Genomic DNA, 19817 nt, shown 5'->3' with positions numbered 1-19817 from the left:
CCGATCCGCACGGGGATGGTGTTGATGAACAGGCCGACCATCGTCTCGATGCCCGGGACCTCGGGCGGACGCCCGGACACCACAGCGCCGAACACCACGTCGTCACGACCGGTCAGCTCCGACAGCACGACCGCCCAGGCGCCCTGGATGCCGGCGTTGAGCGTCAACCCGTTGGCTCGACTGGCGTCGAGGAGCCTGGTGGTGTCCAGTTCGGACAGTTCCACGTCGATGGCCGACGGCATGACCGTGCCGGTCAGCTCCGGGGCGACCTTCGTCGCGCCGTCGAGGCCGTCGAGTGCCTTGGCCCATGCCGCTTCGGCGGCCGCCCGGTCCTGCTTGGACAGCCACCCGAGGTAGTTGCGGTACGGGGTGACCGGCGGCAGGGCCCCGCCCCCGTACAGCGTCCAGAGCTCGCCGAGCAGCAGAGGAGCCGACCAGCCGTCGATGAGGATGTGGTGGCACGTCAGCACGACACAGAACTCGTCGTCGCCCAGGCTGATCACCGTGAAGCGCAGGGCCGGCGGCTTGGCCAGCTCGAAGCGCTCGGCCCGGTCGGCGGCGAGGATGCCGTCCACTTCGGACTCCGTGGCGGCGACCTCCCGCCACGGCAGCTCCACGTCCCGGTGCAGCACCTGCATGCCCTGGCCGTTCTTGCGCTGCCGGAACCCGGCGCGCAGGTTGCCGTGCCGGCGTAGCAGCTTCTCCGCGGCCTCTCGGAGCACCTTCGGGTCCAGCGGGCCGCGCACCCGCACGACCAGCTGCGTGTTGTAGACGTCGTCCTCGCCGGACAGGGCGTGGAACAGCATGCCCTCCTGCAACGGCGTCAGCGGCAGGACGTCATCGAACGCGGGCGTGCTCATTCGGCGAACCTCAATTCCGCTTCCAGCGCCTCGATCTCGTCCTGGTCCAGTTCCAGGAACAGATCGGACGGGGTATAGCCGCCGGTGTCCTCGCGGCCGGCCAGCGAACGCAGCGCCTCGAACCACAGCGTCGCCAGCTCCGCCACCTCGGCCTCGGCGAGCAGCGCCGACGGCCACTGCCAGGTCGCGGTCAGCCGCGGCCCGTCGGCGGTGTCCTCGGTGACGGCGCTGAGCTGGAGGGTGTGCGTCGCCGGCATACCGGCGTCGCGACCGGGCGGACCGGTGACAACATCTGTTGTCGCGGTGAACCGGCCCAGGTAGTTGAAGCCCAGCCGTGGCGACCGGGCCAGCTCGGTCCGGCCGAGCAGGTAGCGCAGCTGGCCGTAATCTATGCCGTTGTCCGGCAACGTCTTTGTGTTTTTTTGCGTGACCCGCTTGATCGCCTGCGACTCGTCGTCGCCGGGGTCGAGCTTGACCGTGTGTTCAGAGAGGTGATTTTGCCGATTTTTGTTTTTATTTGCCATGTCGTCGGGCCGACCGTGGCTCTCCATCTCCACGAGCACCGGTTCCGTCATGCCACGCCAGCGCTGCACCGCCAGGGCCAGGCCGGCCAACAGCACATCGTCGACACTGCCGTGCACGGCAGCCGGGACCGTGGTGAGCAGCGGCTCGGTCGCCTCCGGCGGCAGGGTCATGCTGACCTCCCGCAGCGTGGAGACGACGTCCCGTCGAGGATCGAGCTCCGGTAGGAAGTCCTTGGCCTGCAACACCTCTTGCCACAGCGGCAGCTCGTCCGTGCGGTTGGTCGCCTGCTCGTGGACGCGCCTCGACCATTCGCGGACGGAGAGCGTCGCGGGGGCGAGGGACCGGCCGGCGATGGCGTCGTCGAGGTCGGGCAGCAGGATCCGCCACGACACACCGTCCACCGCGAGGTGGTGCAAGACGATCAGCAGCTTGTCGCCGTCACGCACGACCCGGAAGACCTGGCCGGCCAAGGGATCGAGCCACTCGGCCGCGGTGGCGAAGTCGCCTTCGTGCAGGACGTCGGCCGCGTCGACTGCGTCGCGTGGGCGGACCTCGATGTCGCCGTCGGGCAGCAGTTGGATCCGTAGGGCGTCGTGCGTGTCGAGCAGGGCCTGCAGCGCCTCGACCAGCCGCTGGCGGGGCAGGTCGGCCGGGATGTCGATGACCATGGACTGGTTGAAGCCGTTGGACGGGCCGCCCAGCTCGCGGAGCCAGTGCATGATCGGCGTCGGCGCGAACCGGCCGATGCCGGCGTCCGGATCGGTCTCGGTGGTGTCGGCCTCGGACGCGATCAGGGCGAGCGCTTCCACGGTCTGGTGCTGGAACACGTCCTTGGCCGTGATCACCAGGCCGGCGGCGCGGGCGCGGGCGACGAGCTGGATGGACAGGATCGAGTCGCCGCCGAGGTGGAAGAAGCCGTCGTCCACCGACACCGTCGGCACGCCGAGCACCTCGGCGAACAACCCGGTGAGGAGCTGCTCCCGCGGGGTGCGGGCCGCGATGCCCGAGGAGTCGGCGGTGTAGTCGGGTGCGGGCAGCGCCTTGCGGTCGATCTTGCCGTTGGGCAGCAGCGGCAGGGCGTCGAGCTGCACGTAGGCCGCCGGCACCATGTACTCGGGCAGGAGTTCCTTGACCGTCTCCTGATCGGGCGCGCCGACCACGTAGGCGACGATCTTGCCGTCGCGGACCACGACTGTTGCCCGCTCGACGCCGTCCTGGTGTTCGAGGACGTTCTCGATCTCGCCCAGCTCGATCCGGAAGCCCCGGACCTTGACCTGGTGGTCGGCGCGCCCGATGTAGTCGAGCTGGCCGTCATTCGTCCAGCGGGCGAGGTCGCCCGTGCGGTACATGCGGGATCCGGGTGCCCCGAACGGGTTGGCGACGAAGCGCTCCGAGGTCAGGGCCGACCGGTGCAGGTAGCCGCGAGCGAGGCCCGCGCCGGCCACATACAGCTCGCCGACAACACCTGTTGTCACCGGGTTGAGCGCAGCGTCGAGCACGTAGACCTGCGCGTTGATGATCGGCCGGCCGATCGGCGCCACGACCTCGCCGTGCACCGGCGCGCTCATCGTGGCGCAGACCGTGGTCTCCGTCGGCCCGTAGGCGTTGATCATGCGCCGCCCGGTCGACCACTGGCCGGTCAGCGCCGGTGGGCAGGCCTCACCCGCGACAACAAGTGTTGTCACCGACGGCATGTCCGGCAGCACCGACAACGCTGTCGGCGGCAGCGTCACGTGGGTCACGCCCGCCTCCGCCACCAGCGCGGCCATGGTCTCGCCCGGCATCACCCGCTCCGGCGGCGCCACCACCAGGCACGCCCCGGAGAGCAGGCTCATGCAGAGTTCCCAGGCCGCGGCGTCGAAGCTGAGGGCCGCGAACTGAAGAACCCGGCTGCCGGCCCCGACTCCGAACGCCCGCATCTGTTGCGTGAGCAGGCTGGCGACGCCGGCGTGGGTGACGACGACCCCCTTGGGACGGCCGGTGGAGCCCGAGGTGTAGATGACGTACGCGGAGTTGGTCAGCGCCGCCCGCGGCTCCAGTGGGGCGTCGTCGAAGGAAGCGGCGTCCAGCGGGCCGTCGATGGTGAGGACCGGGCCGCAGTCGTCGAGCATGTAGGCGATGCGGTCGGCCGGGTACGTCGGGTCGATCGGCAGGTACGCGCCGCCGGCCTTGTGCACCGCCAGGACGGTGACCACCATGTCGACGGATCGCGGCAGGGCCACCGCGACGAAGCTCTCCGGGCCGACGTTCCTGCCGATCAGCAGCCGGGCCAACTGGTTGGAGCGGCGGTCCAGCTCGGCGTAGCTCAGCTCCGTGCCTTCGAAGATCAGCGCCGGTGCCTCGGGCGCCTCGGTCACGCGCTTGGCGAACAGCTGCGGGACCGTCAGCGGGGGAACGTCCTCCGTGGACGCATTCCACTCGACCAGCGTCCGGTCACGCTCGTCGGCCGTGAGCAGCTCGATGGCGCTGATCGGCGCCGACGGGTCGTCTGTCGCCGCGCGCAGCACCGTGACCAGGCGCTCGACCATGAGCTCGGCCGTCGCGCGGTCGAACAGATCGGTGGCGAACTCCAGCATGCCGGTCAGGCCGTCGGCGGACTCGCCGAGGCTCAGCGACAGGTCGAACTTCGCCACCCCGGCGTCCACCGACTCGATCTCCGCCGGCGCCCCGGCCATGTCGAGGTCGGCGGCCGCGTTGTTCTGGAAGATCAGCATCGTCTGGAACAGCGGGTGGTGCGACAGCGATCGGGTCGGCTGCAGGGCGTCCACCAGCCGCTCGAACGGGACGTCCTGGTTGGCGAACGCCGCGAGGTCGGCGTCGCGGACCCGGGTCAGCAGGTCGCGGAAGGTGGGGTTGCCGCTCAGGTCAGTGCGCAGCACCACCGTGTTGACGAAAAAGCCCACCACGTCTTCCAGGGCCTCGTCGCCTCGGCCCGCGACGACCGTCCCGAGTGGAATGTCCTGGCCCGCGCCGAGCTTGGCGAACAGCACCGCCAGCGCGGCCTGCACCACCATGAACAGCGTCGTGCCCGTCTCCCGGGCCAGCCTCGACAACCGCTCGTGCAGCTCCGGCGCCACGGCGATGTCCACATAGTCGCCCCGGTAGCTGGCCACGTTCGGCCTCGGCCGATCCGTCGGGATCTCCAGCAGCTCCGGCAGCCCGCCCAGCGTCGCCGTCCAGTACTCGACCTGCGCCTCGATCGACAACGTCTGTTGCCACAACGCGTAGTCCGCGTACTGCACTGGCAGCGCCGGCCATTCGGGAGCGGCCCCGCCGACACGGGCGCCGTAGGCGGCGGAAAGGTCGCGGCACAGCGGGGCGAAGGACCAGCCATCGCTCACGATGTGGTGCACCACAAGGACAAGAAGGTCACCGGCTGCGGAGACACTCGCGCCGGCCTTGAACAACGTCGCGCGGATCGGGAGCTCCGACGTCAGCTCGAATCCACGCCGCGCTTCGGCCTCGGGCGTGTCATCCCGGCCGGCGATGACCAGCGTGATGCGGCCGTCGTGCCGGATCTCCTGGCGGGGGCGGCCGTCCGTGCTGGGGAAGACGGTGCGCAGGGACTCGTGCCTGGTCAGGACGTCGTTGAGGGCTGCTTCGAGGGCGGTCGGGTCGACCGCCTCGGTAAATCGAATCGCCAGGGGGACGTTGTAGGTGGCGTTGGGTCCTTCGAGCTGGTGCAGGAACCACAGTCGACGCTGGGCGTAGGACAGGGGGATCTCGTCCGGGCGGGGGCCGGCGGCGATGTGGCGGCGGGCCGAGGCGGCGGTGTCGAGGCGGGCCGCCAGCTCGGCGACGGTGGGGGCCTCGAACAGGTCGCGGACCTTGGGCTCGACGCCGAGGGCCGACCGGATGCGGCCGATCAGGCGGGTGGCGAGCAGAGAGTGGCCACCGAGGTCGAAGAAGCTGTCGTCGATGGTGACCCGCTCGACGTCCAGCACTGCCGCGAACAGTCCACAGAGGACTTCCTCACGCTGGCTGCGCGGGGCGCGGCCCGTGCTGCCGGCCGTGAAATCGGGTGCGGGCAGCGCCTTGCGGTCGATCTTGCCGTTGGGCAGCAGCGGCAGGGCATCGAGCTGCACATAGGCGGCCGGCGCCATGTACTCCGGCAGAACCTCACGTGCGGCGGCCGGGTCGGCGGTGCCGACGACGTAGGCGACGATGCGCTCGTCGCGGACAACAACCGTTGCCTGCTCGACGCCGTCCTGGTGTTCGAGGACGTTCTCGATCTCGCCCAGCTCGATTCGGAACCCGCGCAGCTTGATCTGGTGGTCCGCCCGGCCGAGGTAGTCCAGCTGGCCGTCATTCGTCCAGCGGGCGAGGTCGCCCGTGCGGTACATGCGCGATCCCGGCACCTCGAACGGATTGGCCACAAAACGCTCCGCTGACAGTGCGGACCGGTGCAGGTAGCCCCGGGCCAGGCCCGCGCCGGCCACGTACAGCTCGCCGACCACCCCTGGCGCGACCGGCCGAAGGTACGCGTCAAGGATGTAGACCTGCGCGTTGACGATCGGCTGCCCGATCGGCGCCACCACCTCGCCGTGCACCGGCGCGCTCATGGTCGCGCAGACCGTGGTTTCGGTCGGGCCGTACGCATTGATCATGCGCCGCCCACGCGACCACTGGTCCACCAGCGCCGGTGGGCATGCCTCGCCCGCGACAACAAGCGTTGTCACCGACGGCATCTCCGGCAGCTCTGCCAGCGCCGTCGGCGGCAGGGTCACATGCGTGACTCCCGTCTCCGCCACCAGCTCCGCCAGCGGCGCCCCCGGCATCACCCTCTCCTGCGGCGCCAGCACCACACACGCACCCGAGAGCAGCCCCATGCACAGCTCCCACGCCGCCGCGTCAAAACTCAGCGCCGCGAACTGCAGAACCCGACTCCCGGCCCCGACCTCAAAGGCCCGCATCTGCTGGGTCAGAAGGCTGGCCACGCCAGCATGCGTGACGACGACGCCCTTCGGACGGCCGGTCGAGCCCGAGGTGTAGATGACGTACGCGGAGTTCTTGAGGGTCGGGCGTTGCCCATCGCCACTGTGCAGGGGGCTGTCGTCGAAGGCGGAGGCGTCGAGTGGGGTGTCGATGGTGAGGACCGGGGCGCAGTCTTCGAGCATGTAGGCGATGCGGTCGGCCGGATACGTGGGGTCGACGGGGAGGTAGGCACCGCCGGCCTTGTGGACGGCGAGCAAGGTCACGACCATGTCGATCGACCGGGGCAGGGCCACCGCGACGAAGCTCTCAGGGCCGACGTTGCGGCTGACCAGGAGGCGGGCGAGCTGGTTGGAGCGGCGGTCGAGTTCGCCGTAGGAGAGCTCGGTGCCCTCGAAGACGAGGGCGCGAGCCCGGGGGTTTTCGGCTACGCGAAGGGCGAAGAGCTCGGGGACGGTGAGCTGGGGGACGGCCTCGGTCGTGGCGTTCCAGTCGACCAAGGCGCGGCGGTGCTCATCGGGGGTGAGGACCTGAATGGCGCCGATGGGGGCGGACGGCTCGGCGGCGACGGCGCGCAGGACGGTGATCAGTCGGGACAGGAGAGCCTCGGCCGAGGACGGGTCGAACAGGTCGGTGGCGTATTCGAGGCTGCACTCGATGCCGTCGGAGGACTCGCGCAGGTTGAAGGACAGGTCGAACTTCGCGACGCCGGTGTCGAGGTCCTCGACGGTGCCGGAGAGGCCGGGCATCGTGACGACGCCGGCGTCGGTGCCCTGGAGGATGACCATGACCTGGAACAGCGGGTGATGGGCCAGGGACCGGGCGGGGTTGAGGCGCTCGACGACGAGCTCGAACGGCACGTCCTGGTTGGAGAAGGCGGCCAGGTCGGTGTCGCGGACCCGGGCGAGCAGGTCGCGGAACGAGGGATTGCCGGCGAGATCGGCGCGCAGCACCACCGTGTTGACGAAAAAGCCGACCAGGTCGTCGAGGGCCGAGTCGGAACGGCCGGCGACGACGGTGCCCAACGGGATGTCGGTGCCGGCGCCGAGGGCGTTGAGCAGTGTGGCGAGGGCGGCCTGCACGACCATGAACAGGGTGGTGCCGGTGGTCCGGGCCACCTTGAGCAGGTCGGAGTGCAGGCCGGAGTCGATGTGAGACGCCACCGTGGATCCGACGAAGCTCGCCGCCAACCCGCGCGGGCGATCCAGCGGCAGCTCCAGCAGCTCGGGGGCGCCGGCCAGCTGCGAGGCCCAGAAGTCCAGCTGCTCGTCCACCGACAACAGTCGTTGCCACAGGGCGTAGTCCGCGTACTGCACGGGAAGCGGGGACCACGACGGCGCAGTGCCGCCGAGTCGGGCGGCGTAGGCGGCGGACAGGTCGCGTACGAGCGGAGCGAAAGACCAGCCGTCGGCGGCGATGTGGTGCATCACCAGCGTGACGACGTGCTCAGAGCCTTGGGAGGAAAGGGAAACACGCAGGGGGACCTCGGCCGTGAGGTCGAACGCGTAACGCTCCGGCGCAGAGTCCGAGCCCAGCTCCGGCTCGTAGGCGTCGAGGACGACCTGGTGGACCTCGCCATCGGCCTCCCGGTACACGGTTCGCAGGGGCTCGTGTCGTGCGGTGAGGTCGGCGAGGGCGGCCCGGAGAGCGGAAACGTCCAGGGAGCCGGACAGACGAAGCGCCAGCGGGATGTTGTAGGTGGCGCTGGGGCCTTCCAGCTTGTGCAGGAACCACAGGCGTTGCTGGGCAAAGGAAAGCGGCAGCCGCTCCGGGCGCTCACCCCGCACGAGCGCCGGCTGGGCGCTGGAGGCGACGTCGACCCGCGCGGCGAGACCCGCGACCGTCGGCTCCTCGAACAGGGCGCGGATGGGGATCTCCACGTCGAACGCCGCGCGGATGCGGTTCACGAGCTTGGTGGCGAGCAGGGAATGGCCGCCCAGGTCGAAGAAGTTGTCCTCGACGCCGACCTCCGCCGCGTCCAGCACCTCGGCGAACAGGGCGAGCAGGGCCTCCTCCGTGGGAGTGCCGGCGGCACGGGACTCGACGGTGGTGAAGACCGGGTCGGGCAGGGCCTTGCGGTCGACCTTTCCGTTGGAGTTCAAGGGAAGCGCGGCCAGCGGCATGAAGGCGGCGGGAACCATGTACTCGGGCAGCGACGTGAGGACATGGGACCGCAGCTCGGACACGTCCGCTGGTGAGTTGGCAGCAGAGGTATCGGCCGGGACGTAGTAGGCGACCACGCGGCGGTCGCCGGCGGAGTGCTCGTAGGTGGTGACGGAGACCTGGGCGATCCGCGGATGGGTGGCCAGGACGGCCTCGATCTCGGCGAGCTCGATGCGGAAGCCGCGGATCTTGACCTGGCCGTCGCCGCGGCCGACGAACTCGATGTGGCCGGACGTGGTCCAGCGGACGAGGTCGCCGGTGCGGTACATGCGGTGGCCGCCGGACGAAGCGACGAAGCGCTCGGCGGTCAGGGCTGGTCGGTTCCAGTAGCCACGAGCGAGGCCGGCGCCGCTGATGTAGAGCTCGCCGACGACACCAGGGGGCACGGGGCACAGGTATGCGTCCAAGACGGCGACCTGCATGTTGTCCATGGCGCGGCCGATGGGCGGGGTGCCGGCGAAGTCGGGGGACAGACGCAGGTAGGTGGCGAAGGTGGTGGTCTCGGTGGGCCCGTAGACGTGGACAACGGTTGTTGTCGGGCACAGGTCCATCACCCGGTGCATGGCGGCGGGGGAGGCGAGCTCGCCACCGGTCCAGACCTCGCGGACACCGGCGAAGGCGAGGGGCTGCTCCTCGGCGATGACGTTGAACAGGGCGGTGGTGAGGAAGACGCTGGTGATCCGCTCCGACACGAGGATCGAGGCCAGCGCGGACATGTCGACCTGGCCTGCCGGCGCGACGACGATCTCGTGGCCGGCCAGCAGCGGCACCCACACCTCGTAGGTGGCGGCGTCGAAGGCGTGCGAAGAGTGCACGAGCACGCGGCGCTGGGCCTCGCCCTGCCAACAGTGGTCGTCGGCCAACGCCACGATGTCCTCGTGGGTGATGGCAACGCCCTTGGGATTGCCGGTGGAGCCGGACGTGTACATCACGTAGGCCAGCTGCCGAGGATCGACGGTGACGCCAGGGTCGCAGTCGTCGTCGGCGAGGTCGGTGGCCAGGAGCTCGACCACACCGTCCAAACCGGACGTACGGTCGACGAGCACGGCCAGAGCGCCGGTTTCCTCGATCACCCAACGCATCCGCTGCTCGGGATAGCTCGCGTGCAGCGGCACGTACACGCCACCGGCCTTGAGCACGGCCAGCTCGGCGACGATCAGGTCGACGGAACGGTCCATCAGCACGGCGACCGGGGTCTCGGCGCCGACGCCCGCGGCGATCAGCCTGTGCGCCAACCGATTGGCCCGAAGGTCGAGCTCACGGTAGGTCAGGGCGCCGACAACGGCCACGGCGTCCGGCGTGCGGGCAACCTGCTCGGCGAACCGGCTCAGCACCGAACCACCGGGCACAGCCCGCGAGGTGTCGTTCCACGCGGCGAGGCTCAGCTCCTCCGCAGCGGTCAGCACCGGCAACGCGCTGAGCCGCGTCGAAGGGGCAGCGGCAACAGCGGTCAACAGGGCGACGAAGCGGTCGACCAAGGTCCGGGCGCCGGCTGGCGTGAACAGGTCGACGGCGTAGTCGAGGTCGCAGACCAGGCCCGCGGCGGTCTCCTGCACGCTGAACGACAGATCGAACTTGGCCGCGCCGGCCCCGATGACCTCGACCGAGACGTCCAGCCCCGGCAGCGATGCCGTCAGTTCGCCGGGCTTCTCGAAGGTCAGCGCCACCTGGAACAGCGGGTGGTGGCCCAGCGAGCGGGTCGGGTTGAGCAGCTCGACCAGCCGGTCGAAGGCCACGTCCTGGTGGTCGAACGCCGCCAGGTTGGTGGCGCGAACCCGGTCGAGCAGGTCGACGAAGCGAGGATCCCCGGACAGGTCGGTCCGCAGCACCACGGTGTTGATGAAGAACCCGACCATGTCGTCGAGGGCCTCGTCGTCGCGACCGGCGACCGGCGTCCCGATCGGCACGTCGACGCCGCCGCCGAGCCGGCCGAGCAGGGTCGCCAGTGCGGCCTGGGCGACCATGAACACCGTGGTGTCGGTGCGCTTGGCCAGGTCCGACAACCGGGCCTGCACATCGGCCGAGATCGTGAAGTCGAGGGTCGCGCCGCGGTAGGAGGAGGTCGCCGGCCGCGGCTTGTCCAGCGGCAGCTGCACAAGCTCGGGCAGGTCGGCCAGCTGCGAGCGCCAGAACGCCAGCTGCTCGTTGAGCAGGCTGTCGGGGTCGTCCTCGGTGCCGAGCACCTCGGCCTTCCACAGCGTGTAGTCCGTGTACTGCACGGGCAGCGGTTCCCATGCCGGCTCGGCGTCGGAAACCCTTGCCGCATAAGCCGAAGACAGGTCGTTGCACAGCGGCCCCATGGACCAGCCGTCGGCCACGATGTGATGCATCACGAGCATCAGCACGTGCCGTTCGGGCGCCACCCGGAACAGACTGGCCCGCAACGGAGTCTCGGTGAGCAGGTCGAACCGGTGCCGGGCGGCGGCCTCCATCGCGGCCGTCACGTTCGAGACCGGCTTGGCCTCCAACGGAACCGGAAGGTCCACAACGGACTGAACGGGATTGCCGTCCACCTCGGGAAAAACGGTCCGCAGGGACTCGTGCCGACGGACCACGTCGTTCAGCGCGGCCCGCAAGGCCGGCGCGTCCAGGGGGCCGGAGATGCGCAGCACCAGGGGAATATTGTAGGTGGCGCTGGGGCCCTCAAGGCGGTGCAGGAACCACAGCCGCCGCTGGGCGTGGGACAGGGGAATCACAACGCCTCCTGGGTGCGCGGCCGCAGCGCGGGCCGGGCCTTTGCGGGCTTGGTGAGACGCGCCGCGACCGCCTCGGGTGTGGGCTGGTCGAACAGGGCGCGCAGGGACAGTTCGGCGCCGAGGTCGGCGCGGATCCGGCTGATCAGGCGGGTGGCCAGCAGCGAGTGGCCGCCGAGGTCGAAGAAGTTGTCCTCCACCCCGACCTCGGGCAGGCCCAGCACCTCGGCGAACAGGGCGCACACCGTCCGCTCGCGGTCGTCGCGGGGCTCCCGGCTCGCCGAAGCGGCCGCGTAGTCCGGGGCCGGCAGCGACTTCCGGTCCAGCTTGCGGTTCGCGGTCAGCGGCAACACGTCCAGCGGCACGAAGGCGGCCGGCACCATGTACTCCGGCAGCGCGTCGGCCACGTGCTTACGCAGCACGTCCAGGTCCACGTCGCCCACGACGTAGGCCACCAGCCGCTTGTCGCCGGGCTGGTCCTCGCGGACGATCACCGCGGCGTGCCGCACGTCCGGGTGGGTGCCGATGCAGCCCTCGATCTCGCCGAGCTCGATGCGGAACCCCCGCACCTTGACCTGGTCGTCGACGCGGGCGATGAACTCCAGGTTGCCGTCGGTGCGCCACCGGCCGAGATCGCCGGACCGGTACATGCGGCTGCCGGGCGGCCCGAACGGATCGGCGACGAACTTCGTCGCGGTCAGCCCCCGGCGGTTGTGGTAACCGCGGGTCACGAGGTCGCCGGCGATGTACAGCTCGCCCTGAACGCCCGGCGGCACTGGCCGCAACGCCTTGTCCAGCACGTACATCCGGGTGTTCCAGACCGGCTTGCCGATGGTGACCACGCCGGCCCGCACCTCGTCGCCGGGCTCGATCCGGTACTCGGTGCAGCCGACCGTGGTCTCGGTCGGCCCGTACTCATTGACAACGGTTGTTGTCGGGAACCGGGCCCGCCACTGGTCGAGCACCTCGCCCATCAGCGACTCGCCGCCCAGCACCAGCTGCTCGGTGGGGGAGAAGGCGTCGGGCAGGGTGAGTAGCAGCGGCAGGTGGCTCGGGGTGGCCTTGACGAAGGTCGGCTGCGCCGACACCTGGGCGGCGTCGGCCGAGCGGTCCAGGTCGACGATGCTCACACAGCCGCCGGAGGTCAGCGTGGAGAACAGGCCGGTGACCGTGAGGTCGAACGACACCGGCGAGTGCACCAGCGACCGTCCGCCGACGCCGGGGTAGGCCGACCGCGTCCACGACAGGTACTGGTTCAGGGAATCGTGTTGCACGACAACGCCCTTGGGACGACCGGTCGACCCCGACGTGAAGATCACGAAGGCGGCGCTGCCGGGCAGCAGCGGCGAAGCCGGGTTCTGCGCCGGACGGCCGTCCAGCGCCGGCAGCGAGGTCAGCGTCAGCACCGGGGCGACGTCGGAGACCATGAACTCCAGGCGGTCCGCCGGATATGACGGGTCCAGCGGGAGATACGCGCCGCCCGCCTTGAGAATGCCCAGCAGGGCCACCACGAGATCGGTGGACCGCGGCATCTTCACGGCGACGAACTTCTCCGGCCCGACGCCCTGCTCCCGCAGCACAGCGGCGAGCTGGTTGGCCCGGGCGTTCAGCTCGGCGTAGGTCAGCGCCGAGTCCCCGCAGACCACGGCCGTGACAACAGGTGTTGTCGCTACCTGGCGCTCGAACGACTCGACCAGCGTGGCCGACGGCACCTCGCGGGCGAAGTCGTTCCACTCTTCGATCACCTGGTGGCGCTCGGCCGGCTCCAGCAGATCCAGGGAGCCGATCGGCCGCGACGGGTCGTCCGCCACGGCGGCCAGCACCCGGACCAGACGCCGCGCCACCGAGGCGGCGGTCGTCGGATCCATCAGGTCGGTGGCGAACTCGACCTCGCCCTCCAGCCCGGCCGGCAGGCCGGTGTGGCTGGGCACCTCGCGGATGTTGAACGAGAGGTCGAACTTGGAGATGCCGGTGTTGGCCTCGCCGATCTCCACCTGCACACCGGGCAGCGACAGCGAGGCGTCGCTGTTGTTCTGGTAGGTCAGCATCACCTGATACAGCGGGGCGTGCGACAGCGAGCGGGTCGGGTTCACCAGCTCGACCAGGCGCTCGAACGGCACCTCCTGGTTGGCGTACGCGGCGAGGCTGGTCTCACGGACCCGGCGCAGCAGCTCCGTGAACGACGGATCGCCGGAGGTGTCGTTGCGCATCACGAGGGTGTTGACGAAGAAGCCGACCAGGTTGTCGAGGGCGGCGTCGGTGCGGCCGGCGACGGCGGTGCCGATGGGGATGTCCTCGCCGCCGCCCAGCGCGGTGAGCAGCACGGCCATCGCCGCCTCCACCACCATGAACACCGTGGTGTCGGTGTCGTGCGCCAGCTTGACCATGGCCTGGTGGATCTTGGCGTCGACCGTGAACGGCAACAGGTCGCCGCGGTAGGTGGCGACCGCCGGGCGCGGCCGGTCGGCCGGCACGGTGACCAGCTCCGGCAGACCCGACAACGCCTGCCTCCAGTGCTCCAGCTGCCGGGTCACCAGGCTGTTGCCGTCACGCTCGGAGCCGAGCACGTCCTGCTGCCACAGGGCGAAGTCCGGGTACTGCACCGGCAGCGGCTCGAACGACGGCGCCTGGCCGGACAGCCGGGCGGTGTAGGCGGTTTCGAGGTCACGACACAGCGGTGCCCAGGACCAGCCGTCGCTGACGATGTGGTGCATGAGCATGAGGAGCACGTGCTCGGTCTCCGACGCCGCGAACAGCGTGATCCGCACGGGCGCGCCGGCCGCGAGGTCGAAGCCGTACTTCGCCTCGGCCACCACGGCCTCGTCGACAACATCTGTTTCCACGATGTGCATCGGTGTGGTGTGCGGCAGAACCACCTGGTGCGGCTCACCGTCGGTCTCGGCGAAGGCCGTGCGCAGCGACTCGTGCCGCCACAGCACATCGTCGATCGCCGCGGCGAGGGCGTCGCGGTCGATGGCGCCGGTCAGGCGCAGGGTCATCGACACGTTGTAGGTGGAGCTGGGGCCCTCCATGCGGTGCAGGAACCACAGCCGCTTCTGGGCGAACGACAGCGGAATCCGCGCGGGGCGGTCGACAACAGCTGTTACCGGGGTGCGGGCCGGGGCGGCGACCTCGGTGCGCCGGGCCAGCTCGGTGACGGTCGGGGCCTCGAACAGGTTGCGGATCTCGAACTCGACGCCGAACACCGCGCGCAGGCGGCTGATCAGGCGGGTGGCCAGCAGGGAGTGGCCGCCGAGGTCGAAGAAGTTGTCGTCCACGCCGACCGTCGACAGGCCGAGGACCTCGGCGAACAGGCCGCAGAGGATCTCCTCGCGCGGGGTGCGCGGGGCCTTGCCGGTGGAGGTGATGGCGTAGTCCGGGGCCGGCAGCGCGGCCCGATCCAGCTTGCCGTTCCGGGTCAGCGGCAGGGAGTTCATCATCACGACCGCCGACGGCACCATGAAGTCCGGCAGCTCGTCGGCCAGATACGAACGCAGGGCCTGCGTCAGCGCGCCGGCCGAACGCGACCGACCCGGGTCGTTGGCGTACCGCGACGGGTCGAAGTCGCCGCCCCGAGGCAGGAAAACGCCGGCCGGGTCGACGCCCGACGGCAGGTAGATGACGTCCAGCTCGCCGTCGGATCCGTGGCCCGACCAGGTGATCACGGCGTTGCCGAGCGCGTGGAAGTCCTCGGGGTCCGGCACCTCGATGGCGGCCAGCAGGCTGCGTGCGACAGCAACTCCCGAACCCTGCTCCAGGGCCCGCATCGCGGACACCTCGCCGGCGATCCGTCCATTCGGGACACCGGTGATCCGCAGCGGCTCGTCGTCGGGAACGATCTCCGCCAGCGAGCTCACGTCCCGGCCCCAGCGCAGCGTGCGAACGTCCGAAACGGACAGGCCGGAACCCTTGCGCAGCAACGCGTCGTAACGATAGCGGCTGAGCTCGTTGTGCGACCGTCCGCGCTTCAACCGCACGTCGACGGACTCGAATCCCGGCACGGCCTCGCCGATGCGAGCGAAGAACTCGGGGTCGACGGTGAGCTCGTTCTCCAGCAACAGGTCCTGCTCGACGGCCCGCCGCAGCACCGACGCCGGCACGTCGTCGCCCGCCTTGGTCAGCTCGATGGCCGTGGAGAAGTGCCGCAACAGCCGGTGGTTCCGCACGTCGCCGGCGAACACGGCGCCGCCGGGGACCAGCAGATCAGCGCAGTGGCGCAGCACGTCAAGCAGGTAGTCGATGCCCGGGAAGTACTGCAGCACCGAGTTGATGACGATCGTGTCGAAGTAGCCGGTGGGCAGGCCGTCGACCACATGCGCCGGCTGGGCCTGCAACCGCACCCGGGAGGCGAAGTCGTGGCGGTCGACCTCGCCGCGCAGGGTCTGGATGACCACGGAGGAGAAGTCGGTGCCCCAGTAGGACTCCACGTGCGGGGCAACCTGGGACAGCAGCAGACCGGAGCCGACGCCGATCTCCAGCACGCGCCGCGGCCGCAGCGAGAAGATGCGCTCGACCGTCGCGGCCTGCCACTCCCGCATCTGCTCCAGCGGGATCGGCTGCTCGTCGTAGCTGCTGTGCCAGCCGGCGAAGTTCTCGCCGAAGCCGGACCGCCCGGCGCTGTCGGTGTAGAGGTTCTCGTACAGCTTCTGCCATTCGTCGACGTGCTCGTCGGCATGATCTTCGTCGGTCGAGGAGGGCACGGCGTAGGCGACGAGCCGCTTGTCGCCGGGCTGGTCCTCACGCACGACGACCGCCGACCGGGCGACCGCCGGGTGCGCCGACAGCACGGTCTCGACCTCGCCGAGCTCGATGCGGAAGCCCCGGACCTTGACCTGGTCGTCGTCGCGGCCGACGAACTCCACGGTCCCGTCGGCCCGCCATCGGGCCAGGTCGCCGGTCAGGTACATCCGGCCCTCGCCGAAGGGATCGGCGACGAAGCGCTCGGCCGTGAGCGTGGGGGAGTTGAGGTAGCCGCGCGCCAGTCCCGTGCCGGCGATGCACAGTTCGCCGACCACACCGATGGGCACCGGCCGCAGCCGCGAATCCACGATGTAGACCCGCATGTTGTCCAGCGGCCGTCCAATCGGGACGGTCGTGGGCACGGCGTCGGCGGACCGCATGATGTGGTGTGTGGCGAAGGTCGTGGTCTCGGTGGGGCCGTAGCCGTCGACGACGGTCAGCCCGGGGCAGCGCTCCATCACGCGGCGCACCGAGGCCGCCGGCACGACGTCACCGCCGGTCCACACCTCGCGGACGTCGGCGAAGCAGGTGGGCGCCTCGTCGGCCAGCAGCCGGAACAGGTCGGCGTCAGCAACAATCTGGTGATCCGCTGCTCCACGATCACCCGTTCCAGGGCGGTGTGGTCCAGCTCGCCGGGCGGGGCGATCACCAGCTGGCCGCCGGACAGCAGCGGCACCCACAGCTCATAGGTGGCGGCGTCGAACGCCAGCGTGGAGTGCAGCAGCACCCGCTCGTGCGCCCCGCTGCGGAACGCCCGCTCGCGGGCCAGGTCGACGACGTTGCGATGGGTCACCGCGACACCCTTGGGCGTGCCGGTCGAGCCCGAGGTGTACATCAGGTAGGCCAGCTGGTCGGCGTGAATCCGCACGTCGGGCCGCTCATCTGCGACAACATCTGTTGTCAGGACGGCCCGGCATTCGGCCGGCAGGAGGGCGGCTCCGGCGGCGTCGACCAGGGCCAGCGTCGCGCCGCTCTCGCGGACGATCGCTTCGACCCGGGAGGCGGGGTAGCGGACGTCGAGCGGGAGGTAGGTGCCGCCGGCCTTGAGGACGGCCAGGATCGACACCACGGCCTCGACCGACCGCTCTTGGAGCACGATCACCGGCACTTCGGCGGACAACTCCAGCGCGAGGCCGTTGGCGCGGCGGTCCAGCTCGGCGTAGGTGATCTCGACGTCACTGGCGACCAGCGCGACGGCCTCGGGCGTGTGGTCGACCTGGGCGTGGAACAGCTCGACGATCGACGCGGCGGGGGCATCCACCACGGTGTCGTTCCAACCGCGCAGCACCAGTTCCCGCTCGGCCTCGTCCAGCAGGTCCAGGTCGTCGAGGGCGACCGACGGGTCCTGCGCGACCTGGGCCAGCAGCCGGACCAGGCGGTTGGCCAGGCGCTCGACGGTCTCGCGGTCGTACAGGTCGGTGGCGTACTCAAGGTCCACGCGCAGGCCGCCGGCCCGCTCCGTGACGCTGAAGTACAGGTCGAAGCGGGCCACGTCGGCGGCGGCGTCGGCCAGCGAGGCGCGCAGGCCGGGCAGGTCCAGGTCGGCGGAGGTGTTGTTCTGGAAGGCCAGCATCACCTGGAACAGCGGGTGGTGCGACAGCGACCGCACCGGGTTGAGCTGCTCCACGACCCGCTCGAACGGCACGTCCTGGTTGGCGTACGCGGCGAGGGCGTTGGTCCGCACGCGGGCGAGCAGCTCGGCGAACGTGGGGTTGCCGCTGGTGTCGGCCCGTAGCACCAAGGTGTTGACGAAGAAGCCGACCAGGTCGTCGAGGGCGGAGTCGGTGCGGCCGGCGACGACCGTGCCCAGCGGGAGGTCGGTGCCCGCGCCGAGACGGGTCAGCAGCGTGGCCAGAGCGGCGTGCACGACCATGAACAGCGTGCCGTTGGCGTCGCGGGCGAGATCGCCCAGCCGGGCGCACAGGTCCGCGTCGATGCCGAACTCGACGATGTCGCCGCGGTAGGAGGCGACGGTCGGGCGGGGGCGGTCGGTCGGCAGCGTCAGCAGCTCCGGCGCACCGTCCAAAGCGGACACCCAGTGGTCCAGCTGGGCGCGGATGGCGCTGTTCGGGTCGTCCTCGCTGCCGAGGAGTTCCTGTTGCCACAGCGTGTAGTCCGCGTACTGGACGGCCAGCGGCTCGGCGGCGCGGCCGGCGTAGCGGTCGGCGAGGTCGGCGCACAGCGGCGCCTGCGACCAGCCGTCGCTGGCGATGTGGTGCGCCAGCAACAGAAGCGTGTGCTCGGTGTCGGATGCCTTGAACAGCGTCACCCGGAACGGCATGTCCGTCGACAGCTCGAACTCGTGCCGGACGGCGGCCTTGAGGGCCTCCTCCAGGTTGCCCGGCTCGACCACTTCGAACGGAACCGGGGTGTCAACAATCTGCTGGTACGGCCGGCCGTCGGCCTCGGGGAAGATCGTGCGCAACGACTCGTGACGGTCGGCGACCTCGTTCACGGCCCGCCGCAACGCCTCGATGTCGACAGCGCCGGACAGCTTGATCACCGTCGGCAGGTTGTACGTGGGGCTGGGGCCCTCAAGCCGGTGAAGGAACCAGAGACGTTGCTGCGCATAGGAAAGTGGTACCCGCGCGGGGCGGTCGCGACGTTCCATGCGGGCGCGGGCGGCGGCGGCGCCGTCGATCTGGGACGCCAGCTCGGCGACGGTCGGGGCGTCGAACAGCATCGCGATCGGGACCTCGACCCCGAACTCGGTGCGCAGCCGGCTGATCAGCTTGGTGGCCAGCAGCGAGTGGCCGCCGGCTTCGAAGAAGCCGTCGTCGATGGACACCTTGGGCAGGCCGAGGACCTCGGCGAACAGCGCGCAGAGCGTCTCCTCGCGCGGGGTGCGCGGGTCGCGGCCGGTGGAGATGTGCTTCGGGGCCGGCAGCGCCTTGCGGTCGATCTTGCCGTTCGGCGTGAGCGGGAACTCGGCCAGTTCCACGAAGGTCGCCGGGACCATGTACTCCGGCAGCGTCTTGGCCACGTGCTCGCGCAGACCGTCCGCCTTGCCGACGACGTAGGCGACCAGACGCTCGTCACGGACGACCACAACCGCCCGCTCGACGGCCGGGTGCGACTCGGCGGCGGCCTGGATCTCGCCCAGCTCGATGCGGAATCCGCGCAGCTTCACCTGTTCGTCCACGCGGCCGAGGTACTCCAGCTCGCCGTCGGGGTTCCAGCGGGCGAGGTCACCCGTGCGGTACATGCGGGTGCCAGCGCTGCCCTGCGGGTCGGCCACGAACCGCTGCGCCGTCAGCTCCGGGCGGCCGAAGTAGCCACGCGCCACGCCGTCGCCGGCGATGTACAGCTCGCCGATCTCGCCTTCGGGCAGCTCGGCCAGGGTGTCGCTGAGTACCCGGACTTCCTGGTTGCGCAGCGGCTTCCCGATGGTCACCGTCGAATCCGTGACCGCCGACGCCGTGGACCAGATCGTGGTCTCGGTGGGGCCGTACAGGTTGACAACACTTGTTGTCAGCGCCGCCATCTTCTCGGCCAGGACACCCGGCAGCGCCTCGCCGCCGACCAGCATCCGCAGCCCGCGCAGGCGATCGGGGTGGCTGGTCACCAGCGCCTGCCACAGCGACGGCGTCGCCTGCATGACGGTCACGCCTTCGGCGGCGATCAGGGACGTCAGCGCCGCCGGGTCGCGGACCTCGGCCTCGGTGGCGATCACGACCCTGCCGCCGTGCAGCAGCGGGAGGTACATCTCCAGGCCGGCGATGTCGAAGGCGATGGTGGTGACGGCCAGCAGCGTGTCCGCCGGCGTCATCGACGCGTGGACGGCCACGCCGTCGAGGAAGTTGACCAGGTTGGCGTGCGTGACCGCGACGCCCTTCGGGCGACCCGTCGACCCGGACGTGTAGATGACGTAGGCGATGTCGCCCGCCTGTTGAATGTCCTCCGA

Annotated in this window: 4 protein-coding genes; all 4 read right to left on the bottom strand. The window is 70.3% G+C overall.

The annotated features are described in order from the left end of the window. Positions 1-860: condensation domain-containing protein (locus tag KUTG_RS04770; RefSeq protein WP_043715174.1), on the bottom strand; the 860-nt coding region annotated here is incomplete at its 3' end. Next, the gene (locus tag KUTG_RS04765; protein WP_052393958.1) at positions 857-11176 is read right to left on the bottom strand and encodes a non-ribosomal peptide synthetase; all 10320 of its coding nucleotides are present in this window, start codon (positions 11174-11176) and stop codon (positions 857-859) included. The genes KUTG_RS04765 and KUTG_RS04770, both read right to left, overlap by 4 nt. Continuing rightward, on the bottom strand, positions 11173-16398 hold the full coding sequence (locus KUTG_RS65095) for a non-ribosomal peptide synthetase (RefSeq protein ID WP_255360846.1): 5226 nt from the start codon (positions 16396-16398) through the stop codon (positions 11173-11175). The genes KUTG_RS04765 and KUTG_RS65095 overlap by 4 nt, the downstream gene beginning before the upstream one ends. Then, positions 16371-19817 (bottom strand): non-ribosomal peptide synthetase (locus KUTG_RS65090; protein ID WP_157494330.1); only part of this gene is annotated, 3447 nt, incomplete at its 5' end. The genes KUTG_RS65095 and KUTG_RS65090, both read right to left, overlap by 28 nt.

The sequence above is a fragment of the Kutzneria sp. 744 genome (assembly GCF_000568255.1).
Classification (GTDB): domain Bacteria; phylum Actinomycetota; class Actinomycetes; order Mycobacteriales; family Pseudonocardiaceae; genus Kutzneria.
This window is presented reverse-complemented; position numbering and strand designations above follow the sequence as displayed.